The organism is Flavobacterium sp. LK-23 (genome assembly GCF_058135255.1).
In genome coordinates, this window is the sequence record NZ_JBYUVT010000022.1 from 70,629 (window position 1) to 81,348 (window position 10,720).

Here is a 10,720-nt window from a genome sequence, read left to right on the forward strand (position 1 = left end):
CCGCAAAGGCACTAAGACACAAAGATGTTTTTTAAAGAGAAAAAAATAAAGCTATCCGTTAGGGATAGCTTTATTTTTATAAAAAACTTTGCGTCTTAGTGCCTTTGTGGCAAAACATCTTTATAAATTAGCAAAGAAATCATTTCCTTTATCGTCGGTAATAATAAAAGCAGGGAAATCTTTAACGGTAATTTTACGAACAGCTTCCATTCCTAATTCTTCAAAGTCAACAACTTCTACTTTAAGAATGTTATCTTGAGCCAGAATCGCAGCAGGCCCTCCAATAGAACCCAAATAGAATCCGCCGTATTTGTTGCAGGCATCAGTAACTTGTTTGGTACGGTTTCCTTTTGCCAGCATAATCATACTTCCGCCATTTTTCTGGAATTCATCCACATAAACATCCATACGTCCAGCAGTTGTTGGTCCGAAACTTCCTGAAGCCATTCCGTCTGGAGTTTTTGCAGGACCGGCGTAATACACTGGGTGATTTTTGAAATACTCTGGCATTGGTTTTCCAGCGTCTAATAATTCTTTGATTTTTGCGTGAGCAATATCTCGGGCAACAATTACAGTTCCGTTTAGTTTTAAACGAGTTTTAACTGGATATTGAGATAATTTAGCCAAAATATCTGCCATTGGCTGATCTAAATCAATTTCTACAGGAGCTTCTAAATGTGGAGCTGTTTCTGGTAAAAATTGTTTTGGGTTTACTTCTAATTGCTCAACAAAGATTCCGTCTTTAGTAATTTTTCCTTTGATATTTCTATCTGCCGAGCAAGAAACTCCAAGTCCGACCGGACAAGAAGCTGCGTGACGAGGCAAACGAATTACGCGAACATCGTGCGTGAAATATTTTCCTCCAAATTGCGCTCCAATAGCACTTTCTTGGCAGATTTTCTGAACTCTTTCTTCCCATTCAAAATCACGGAAAGCTTGGCCCGCCATGTTTCCAGAAGTTGGAAGGTGGTCATAATATCCAGCAGAAGCTTTTTTAACCGCGCTTAAGTTTGCTTCAGCAGAAGTTCCGCCAATTACTAAAGCTAAGTGATATGGAGGACAAGCAGAAGTTCCTAAATCTTTGATTTTTGTGCGAATGAATTCATCTAATGATTTTTCATTCAACAAAGACTTTGTTTGTTGGTATAAGTATGTTTTGTTTGCAGATCCTCCACCTTTTGCCATGAACAAAAAGTCGTAAGAAGTTCCTTTTTTAGCATAAATATCAATTTGTGCCGGCAGATTTGATCCTGAATTTTTCTCTTCAAACATCGAAATTGGAACAATCTGAGAATAACGTAAATTTCTTTTTTGATATGTATTAAAAATACCACGGCTTAACCACTCTGCATCATCAACACCAGTAAAAATGCTTTCGCCTTTTTTAGCCATTACAATCGCAGTTCCAGTATCTTGACAGCTTGGTAATTGACCTTCGGCAGCGACAGAAGCGTTTTGAAGCAAATTGTAAGCTACGAAACGATCGTTGTCTGTTGCTTCTGGATCGTCAAGAATTTTTCTTAGTTTCTGTAAATGCGTTGTTCTTAGCATAAACGAAACATCTGTCAAAGCTTCTTCAGCCAATAATTCTAAACCTTTTGGGTCAACGGTTAAAACTTCACGTTCTCCAAATTGTTCTACTTTCACAAAATCAGAAGTGATTTTGCGATACTGCGTATCATCCTTTAAGATCGGATAAGGATCTTGGTATATAAAATCGATCATTGTTTTGTTTTTTTACAAATTTAGAAATTATTTACCTAAGAAAGAATTTGAATTAGGACTCTTGTGCAGATGTTTTTTACTCTGCAGCGTTAAATTGATCAAACGTCATCTTTTTTTCAAAGTATGGTTTGTCTTTGGCAGACAGCAACATTTTTTTCCATTTATTATCTTTTAATTCGAAAGCTATGGAGTCTGAGTGCTTAAGGATGCCCATGTCCATGTTTTCATCTTCGTCTGCAGGTATAAACGCAACAGTTTTGCAATAAAAGGATTTAGGTTCAGATTTGGTAGAAGGATTTACGATTTCAACCCAGCTACCCCAACCGCTGTCGGTCATAGAGCTCCATTGGTGTACCAATTGTAATCCGCTGTTTTTTAGATAATACAAGTAGTTGTCATGCGAATAACCACAAGCAGGAAATCCAACGGTGATTTGTATGAATGGCGAATTTTTAGAAGTTTCAGATGTTAATCCGTAAGAAGCCGTCCACTCAGAACCTTTCTCAAAACCTTTTATAGCAACTTTAGAAGATGCTGTTTTGGTTTTGTTTTGATAAAAGTCTAATCGGTATTTTACCGTAACGATACTGTCCTTGTCTGCTTGCTGATCTACCAAATGCGCCAGGATAAAATCTGTAGAAGATTCTGTTCCGTCCGTGTAAATGGCTACCGTATCGGTTTTAATAATCTTTTCATCAGCAGAAACCTCTAATGTCTCTTGTGGTTCAATTATCTCTGCTATTGGTGGCGCAGCATCTGTGGGTTTTGTTTTTTGACAACCGATAAAAATAAGTAGGGAGAAAAATAGAGTGTGGATTTTCATCTTTGGGGAGATATTTAATTGTTTTTTTAATTCTAGCGAAACCTCTAAAGTATAAAATTATGAGATTTTTTTGAAGAAAAAAGAAAAAGAAGCACTTGAAAAATAAGTTTAATTACTTTCAAGGCTTCTTTTAAAACTTTAATTAATTAGTGTTTATCCTTTGTAATAAAGGTGTTTAAAGTGTTTTTTTTAAGGAGAAAAAAATGTTCTTAATTTTTTAAAAAAACCAAGTCGCTACAAAAATGGCTGTAATTACACAGATTAAATCTACCAATAGCATTGTACCTAAAGCGTAACGAGTGTTTTTGATATTTACAGATCCAAAATAAACCGCAATTACGTAGAACGTGCTTTCGGCGCTGCATTGGAAAATACTGCTCAATCTTGCAGTTAAAGAATCGGCTCCAAAAGTATTCATCGAATCAATTAGGAAACCTCTTGAACCTGCAGAACTAAATGGACGAAGCATCGCAACTGGCAATGCATTAGTAATTTCTTTGCTTACCCCTAAATTCGAAAAGACAAATCCGATTGCATCGCTGATAATTTCGAATAAACCGCTGTTTCTGAATAGTGAGATTGCAACCAACATTCCTAAAACATAAGGAAAAATCGTAACTCCAGTTTTAACTCCGTTATTGGCGCCAACTACAAAAGTGTCGAAAACAGTGGTTTCTGCCTCTTTGAATTTTTTTTCATGTATGAATGAGAAAATTAGAGTAAATGCAATAATGGCAATTAAGATTAATCCAGAAAGGTTAGATGTAAAATAGTTTTTTCCGATTAAGTCCAAATGATTCACATACATCAGCAAACTTACAATTGCAGCAATTAGAACCATCAAACCAATAAGAAGCGAAGCACTTTTAAAATTGATTTTTTGTTTGATTCCAACAATCAGGAAAGCCGCAATGGTTCCGATGAAAGATGTTATAATACAAGGCAGCATAACATCGGCAGGATTACTGGCGTTTGCCGCAGCACGGTAACCAATAATTGAAGTTGCAATTAAAGTCAAACCAGAAGCATGAAGGCACATAAACATGATTTGCGCATCACTCGCTTTGTCTTTTTCGGGATTTATTTCCTGTAAACTTTCCATGGCTTTCAATCCGAATGGCGTTGCGGCGGAATCTAATCCTAAGAAATTGGCAGCAAAATTTAAAGTCATGTAAGATATCGAAGGGTGATTTTTAGGAATACTCGGGAAAACTTTCACAAAAACCGGACTTAAAGCTTTGGCCAATTTTCCTGAAGCTCCAGAAACGATTAAAAGTTCCATCAAACCACAGAAAAAAGCTAAATAAGCAATAAGAGGCAAAATTAGATCGACCAAAGTGCTTTTACAAGTGGGCAATAAACCATCAGATTTTTGAAGTCCGCTGTAAATTTTTACGGTTTTGTTTTTGTAAACGTAAGTAGTGTCGGCATTAAGCGTATCACGATTGATAATCATGGTCTGATCTGGCGCTTTTTTAATGCTGTCTTTTAAGAAAGCAGGAAGTTCTTCGACGTATTTTTCAGAAACCAAAATTGGATCGTCTTTCTTTCCATTCAAAATAGAATCAATAGTATACGTGTTGGCAGTAAACAAACTGACTACAATAAAAACAATCGAAGAAATAAAAATCGCTAACCAAAATCTGCTTAATACCATAATTGTAATTTTTTGTAAATGTAATTATTTAGCAATAATAAGCATAAAGATTTTATATAATGAAACGGTAATTTGAGTTTATATGTCGCCTCGTTGGGGGCTTTTTGAAATAGGGAAATTTCATTTGCTATAAATATTTTGCTCTTCCAGAGCTTTTTTTGAATTTTAGTCAGATGAATAGCTCTGGAAGAGCGAAATATTTATAGAAATCGATCAGGTTATAATTAAAAAGGCCCAGCGGGGCGAAATCTAATTTATCTATTTTTTAAAATGGACTATACAATCACAACTTTGGTTTCCAAATAGGTTTCAAAAGCTTTAATTCCTTCAAACAAAATTTCCTTTTTTGAACTTTCGGTTTCATTAAAAAATTCCGTTTCAATTTTGGCGTGATCTTTTTTTATGGTTCGTTTCCAGATTCCGATTACTTTTCCGTTTTCTACAATTATGGGTTTAAAGATGCCATTATTGGTAAAAACTTTCGATTGATGTTCGGTATTAAAAGAAGCATCACGTGTTTTATACGAAATTAAGATCTCATCAAAAGCAGGGAGAAAATGTACGCCTTCCCGAAAATTTTCCTCGTCTCTTAGCCCTTTTTTGAACCAATATTGCTGATTATCAATAGTTATATTTTCTAATCGCAACTCTATTGCGTTAATTGTTTTTTTGCATATTGTAGAAGGAAATCCTGACCACCATGAAAAATCATGTACTGTTGCTGGACCATGACTTTCAAAATAGCGTAAGGCAAGTTTGGCTAATGCTTCTTCTGTTGACAATTTGGTTTTTGGTTGAGAAACTCTTTCTTCCAGAAGCGCATAAGTAATTTGTTTGCCTTTCATTTTACCATTGCAAACTAAACCATCCAATTCGGCATTCATCATTACAATAACAGGGGATAAATCTCCAGCTTTTTTCTGAATATTAAGTTCCTGCATGATTTCCTCTCGTGTTAAATGATTATTTCCTGCTAGAAGTTTTTCTATGGCGGCATTGACCTGATCGAATTTCTTTTCGTCAAAACCATGCTGTTTAGCCATTGTAGCAAAAAGGCGCTTTACTTGTGGCGAAGAAAGCTCCAGCATCCAATAAATATCATCAGGAGAAACAAAATGCCAAGTTGGACGCAGAATATGAGTTCGAATAATTTGAGCTGAATTTATGGCTTCTTCTATTTCTTTTTCGCTTGAACTACAACGAGAACCAATTGCCCATTTTGCCATAGCATAATCCTGAGCTTGCATAGCACCAAAATGCTTTACAATTTCTTGAGGTGCACATTGATTTTCCTGATAAAGCTTCTGAGAAACCATACGATAATGTGAAATTTCGGAATGAATCATTTAAATAAAATTAAAGATTATAAGTTTAAACCTCTGTTCCTTTACAACTTGACCCTTTGCACCTTAAACATGAATAATTTCATCATCAATTAACAAATCCTCTCGTCTCAAACGAAGAAAAACCTGCGCAACAGCAATGGTGTCTTTTTCGCAATACGTAATAATTCGATCAATGTCTTTTTCGACATAATAGACGTGAGCAACCTGGCTTCCATCAATATCGCCTTTTGGCGATGGTACGCCAAGAATCTTAGTTAGCAGTTTTAAAGAAGTAAAATGCTTATAATCGCCAAATTTCCATAATTCAAGAGTATCCAAATGTGGAATCTCCCAAGGTTTTTTACCGAACAAATTCAATTTGTCGGGAATGGGCATTTGGTTGATGATCATTCTTCGGGCAATAAATGGAATATCAAATTCTTTCGAATTATGTCCGCACAGCAAATGCTGAGGCTGATTAAAATGATTGTTAACCAGATTCGAAAAGTCTCTTAAGATTTTCTTTTCTTCACCAAAAAAAGAAGTCACTCTAAAATTTCGAACGTCTCCTTTGATGGTAAAAAAGCCAACTGAGATGCAGATTATCTTTCCGAACTCGGCCCAGATTCCGGCACGTTCGTAAAATTCTTCTGGAGAAAATTCGTCTTTTCGCTGATATTGTGTTTTCAAATCCCAAAGCGATTGCATCTCCGTGTCAAGCGAATTGAAATTCTCTTCTTCAGGAACGGTTTCTATATCAAGAAATAAAATGTTATTGAGGTTTATTTTTTCAATCATTTTTCAGACTTCTTAGATATTAGATAATTAGACTTGTATTTTTATGTTTTACAAATATGCGTAAAATTCTTACTATTTGAAAATCATTAGAATAAACTTTGTTGTGCAGACGGACATTCGTGTTCCAAAAGCCATTTTTTGCGTGACAATCCGCCAGCATATCCAGTTAAAGAACCATTTGTGCCAATAACGCGGTGACAGGGAACCACAATCCAAAGTGGGTTTTTACCATTTGCTGATGCTACGGCGCGAATTGCTTTTACATCGCCCAATTTCTTGGTCTGATCCATATAACTAACCGTTTTTCCGTAAGGAATTTCTAAAAGAGATTTCCAGACTTTTTGCTGAAATTCGGTTCCTTGCGGATTTAGTTTAAGATCAAAATCGGTTCTTTTCCCTTCAAAATATTCATTCAATTGCGAAACGGCTTCTTGTAAAACGGCTGGAATTTCCTTAGAAACTTCATTTGTTCCAACATCGGAAACAGAAATTACCGAAATACCGTTTTCATCTCCAATGATTTTGGTGATTCCGAGAGGCGAATTGATGAAAACTGTTTCCATGATTTTGAGTTTTAACCGCAAAGAAGAAAAGGTCAATCGCAAAGTTCGCAAAGTTTTTTTAAATCATGTAAGTAATTTAAGTTTTTGTATAACGCTTTAAACGATTGTCACCTGAGCGAGTAAGGCTTGTGAAAAATAATATATCCCGAACTTTGTTAAGTCTAGAAGCATAAATAATCAATTAAAAAGTCATTAATAGTCCACAGTTTGATTCTTTGGCTTCTTCGTAAATCTCAATTAATTCTTCATAAGCTTGGATAACTTCTTTATCTAAGCTCTCAGTCTCGAAGATATTTATGAAGTTTTGTTTTAAACTTATTAGTTCTTTATGAATGCTAGAAATTTGCTGAGAGTCAATAAAACCGAGTCCCATTCTGCCTGGGTCTAGAGTAAAGTTTTCAGAATCTAATGATTTGCCAAGTATATAATATTCATTATTAAACTTAAGGTCTAATTCATCAAATGATTCTAATAATAATTCCCAGCTATAAGATAACCCTAATTCTTCATCAGGATTATAATATTTTGTCATTGCAAAATCTGCTAGTTCTTGAATATCTTCGGTTTCTAACTCTTCTATCCATTCAACTGTAAGTTCTTCTCCCGAATAAGGCGACTTTAAATCGTTTAAATTTTGATTTATAAAAGAAATTAGCAATTTTTCGTTATCTGTTTCTCCAGCAGTAAGAATGATTTCTGATAATTCTTTTGTGAAGGCTGATGTATTAAACAAAAATGATTTGTGTTCCATTGACATGATTTTCGCTTTAAAATTTTTTGCAAAAATGTTTCATGGACGTGTCTTTAATAGCCTCAATAAGATGTATTTATATCATTTTAAGTTTAAATTAGGATTTTAACTTTACCAAGCCGGATATCTTAGAATTTAATAATTGTCTAAACAAAATTTATAGTTCAAATAGTTTTCAATCTTTTCGCTAGAAACTACTTTTTTAATATTTGATTTTTCAGAACTGAATTTTGGTTCTGGCAAATTCATTTCAATTGCTTTTTGAGTATAATAGTCTTCTCTTGTTGGGTGAAAAGGTGCAACGGCATTAAAAATTTCATTCCATTTCGATTGATTTACAATTGCTTCAATAATGCCAATACAGTCGTTTTGATGAATTAAATTGATTGGAGCATCAGGATTATCTAGTTTTTCTTTTCCAGCTAAAAACTTTACAGGATGACGATCTTCACCAATTAATCCGCCGAAACGCAGAATTGTAGTGTCGAAGTTTTGATTTTCTTGAAGAAGTTTTTCAGCTAAAACTAACTGTTTGCCACTTTCAGTATCTGGATTTGGACTCGTTTCTTCTGTTACCAAACCATTTTCATCTCCATAAACCGATGTTGAACTTACAAAAAGGACTTTCTTCACCGTTGATTTTGCTATAAACGGAATCAAATTCTTGATTTTTTCTACAAAAGCTTTCTTATCAGAATTAGGATCTACGGTTCTTAATTTTGGAGGAATGTCTATGATTAAGATTTCGCTTTCCGCTAAAAAATTAGTTGTATTTTCAGAAACACTTTCGCTTTCAACAGTTACTAAAAACGAATTTATTCCTGCATCTTTTAAAACTGAAAGTTTATTTTCTGAAGTTGTTGACCCGTTTACTGCATTACCTTTTGCAATTAATGTTTTTGCTAAAGGAAGTCCTAACCAGCCACAGCCAAGTATACTAATTTTTGTCATTTTTCTCTTTTAAGGTGCAAAGTTACAAAGTTGCAAAGGTTCAAAGGCTTTGTTTCACGCAGATTTAAAAAGATTTAAGCTGACATCCGCAGATAATTATTTAAATCTGAAAAATCTGCTGAATTTGTGTGAAACAAAAAAGATTTACAAAGTTAAAGTAAATCGGACTTTGTCTTTTCCTTTTGCTCCCATTCTGTTGTAAAATTTAATAGCTCTTGTATTGAATTCTGGAGTTTGCCATTGTATGTTGACACAATTGTTTTGTTTTCCGATTTCTTTTAATTTCTCGATTAAGATTTCGCCAATTCCAAAACCTCTCGTTTCTTCTTCCAAAAACAAACAATCCATGTAAAGAAAATCTTGTGTATTCCAGGTTGAAAAATCAAAAGTGTAAGAGGCATAACCGACAATGGTTTCTTCTGTAGCCACAACCAAACAATATAGTTTTGGGTTTGGACCAAATAAAGCATTTTTTAAACCTTTTTCTTTTCCTTCAGGAGAAAATTCGGCATTTTCAAATTCGGCATGTTTCTGAATTAAAACCAATAGTTTAGGCAAGTCTGTGATTTCGCAGTTTCTTATTGAATATTCCATTGCAAGTTGATTTCGTTTTGTAAAAAGCTGATGAAATGATAGAAATAATCAGGATAACTTTCATTGGTGCGTGTTGCAATGAAGTGCTTTCTTTTTAAACCATTTTTTCCAACTTTTACTGCTTTTAGCGAAGTGGTTTTTAAATATGGCGTAAATGCCCATTTTGCCATCGACATGACTCCCATATCGGCTTTTACCATTTCTAGAGAAGCTTCGGTTAATGGCATCGGAGTTATTTTCTTCGGACTTACTTTGGCTGGAGCCAAAAGAAACTGATGAATAGTAACGGTTTCTAACGGAAGCGAATGAATTATAAAATGCTCGTTGATAAAATCTTCTGCAACGACATGTTTTTTATCTGCCCAAGCATGATTTTCAGAAACTACCATTACCACCTCGTCCTGAAAAAGCTCTTGATATTTTATATTGCTGTCTTTTATCTGATCGCTTACAATGGCAATGTCAATTGTGTTTTCCAGTAATTTTTGCAACGGGATATGAGTTGCTTCGGCTACTATTTTCAATTCGACATTTGGGTATAAAAGATGAAATTGCTTTAATACGGAAGGAAGCCAATGGTAACTTGAGAAACATTCGGTACTGATTCGGATTTCGCCATGTTCGCCAAAGACCATTTGTTTGATTTGAGTTTCGGCTTCGGCAAGTTTGTTCAGGATTTCATTGGCAAGTTCGTAGATTTTCTCGCCTGCTTTTGTAAGTATTAGTTTTTTATTTGTTCTTAAAAAAATGGCTGTTCCCAATTGATATTCGGCTTCTTTAAGCTGATGACTCAAAGCCGATTGTGTCAAATGAAGTTTGTCGATCGCTTTTGTGATGCTTCCTTCTTCGACAATTGCTTTTATCAATTTTAAGTGGCGTATTTCCATTTTTTGAAGAGTTAATACGCAAAGTAACAAAATTTTAGACTGGCTTTTGCATGAAAAAAAGTAATGCTTTTGATGAATTCTTTTCGTTTTTATGATGTTTGATGTTCGGCTACTTTTGGAAAAGTAAAACATCAAAACGCAAACAACATGGAAGCACAAATTAAACATTATGAAAACAAACTAGCTTTTGAAATGGATCCGTCTGATTTATTTGAAGCTTTAAACAATGGCGAGAAAATAATTGTAATCGATGCCAGAAGAGCTTTTGGATACGATGAAGAACATATTCCGAATGCGGTTAATATTCCGCATCGCGAAATGAATTTAGAAACTACAAGTCATTTAGATAAAGATGTTCTGTATGTGACATATTGCACCGGAATTGGCTGTAATGCTTCGACAAAAGGGGCTTTAAATATGACGAAATTAGGTTTTAAAGTAAAAGAACTAATTGGTGGACTAGGATGGTGGAAAATCGACGGATATGCTACCGAAGGTACAAAAGGCGAAAAGCAAGGATTAAAAATAGAATGCGCTTGTTAAAACTGAAAAAAGGCAGACTTTAGAATTGCACTGCCCCCAAAAAGTTAGACGCTATTTGGGGGCATTTTTATGGAAAGAAAAGTCAAGCACAGCTATGAATTCA

The 10,720-nt window shown here is 34.6% G+C and carries 11 protein-coding genes; 1 reads left to right on the forward strand and 10 read right to left on the reverse strand.

What is annotated here, in order from left to right:
• Positions 1-120 precede the first annotated feature (120 nt).
• The 10 genes from AC3Y25_RS21810 to AC3Y25_RS21855 form a co-directional block, all read right to left on the reverse strand.
• Positions 121-1,725, reverse strand: a complete 1,605-nt coding sequence (locus AC3Y25_RS21810; protein WP_095930260.1) for a fumarate hydratase — start codon at positions 1,723-1,725, stop codon at positions 121-123.
• Positions 1,726-1,801: 76 nt separating this feature from the next.
• Positions 1,802-2,548: a hypothetical protein gene (locus AC3Y25_RS21815; RefSeq protein ID WP_250834752.1), complete on the reverse strand. Its 747-nt coding sequence runs from the start codon at positions 2,546-2,548 to the stop codon at positions 1,802-1,804.
• Positions 2,549-2,765: 217 nt separating this feature from the next.
• Positions 2,766-4,205: a nucleoside recognition domain-containing protein gene (locus tag AC3Y25_RS21820; RefSeq protein ID WP_250834753.1), complete on the reverse strand. Its 1,440-nt coding sequence runs from the start codon at positions 4,203-4,205 to the stop codon at positions 2,766-2,768.
• 275 nt (positions 4,206-4,480) lie between these two features.
• Positions 4,481-5,551, reverse strand: a complete 1,071-nt coding sequence (locus AC3Y25_RS21825) for a winged helix DNA-binding domain-containing protein (protein WP_489904207.1) — start codon at positions 5,549-5,551, stop codon at positions 4,481-4,483.
• A gap of 63 nt (positions 5,552-5,614) precedes the next feature.
• The gene (locus AC3Y25_RS21830) at positions 5,615-6,328 is read right to left on the reverse strand and encodes a 3'-5' exonuclease (protein ID WP_489904208.1); all 714 of its coding nucleotides are present in this window, start codon (positions 6,326-6,328) and stop codon (positions 5,615-5,617) included.
• Between the two features lie 86 nt (positions 6,329-6,414).
• On the reverse strand, positions 6,415-6,891 hold the full coding sequence (locus AC3Y25_RS21835) for a methylated-DNA--[protein]-cysteine S-methyltransferase (RefSeq protein ID WP_095930265.1): 477 nt from the start codon (positions 6,889-6,891) through the stop codon (positions 6,415-6,417).
• Positions 6,892-7,072: 181 nt separating this feature from the next.
• Complete coding sequence (locus AC3Y25_RS21840) at positions 7,073-7,648, reverse strand: hypothetical protein (RefSeq protein ID WP_489904209.1); 576 nt, start codon at positions 7,646-7,648, stop codon at positions 7,073-7,075.
• Between the two features lie 129 nt (positions 7,649-7,777).
• On the reverse strand, positions 7,778-8,593 hold the full coding sequence (locus tag AC3Y25_RS21845) for an SDR family oxidoreductase (RefSeq protein ID WP_489904210.1): 816 nt from the start codon (positions 8,591-8,593) through the stop codon (positions 7,778-7,780).
• A 144-nt stretch (positions 8,594-8,737) separates the two neighbouring features.
• Positions 8,738-9,187 carry a GNAT family N-acetyltransferase gene (locus AC3Y25_RS21850; protein ID WP_489904211.1) on the reverse strand — a complete coding sequence of 150 codons (450 nt, stop codon included), beginning with the start codon at positions 9,185-9,187 and terminating at the stop codon, positions 8,738-8,740.
• Positions 9,172-10,074, reverse strand: coding sequence for a LysR family transcriptional regulator (locus tag AC3Y25_RS21855; RefSeq protein ID WP_489904212.1), 903 nt, complete (start codon positions 10,072-10,074; stop codon positions 9,172-9,174). The genes AC3Y25_RS21850 and AC3Y25_RS21855 overlap by 16 nt, the downstream gene beginning before the upstream one ends.
• 147 nt (positions 10,075-10,221) lie before the next feature.
• On the opposite strand from AC3Y25_RS21855, the gene AC3Y25_RS21860 reads away from it, so the two are divergent.
• Positions 10,222-10,617 (forward strand): rhodanese-like domain-containing protein, encoded by a 396-nt coding sequence (locus AC3Y25_RS21860; RefSeq protein WP_489904213.1) that lies wholly within the window; start codon positions 10,222-10,224, stop codon positions 10,615-10,617.
• Positions 10,618-10,720: the final 103 nt, after the last annotated feature.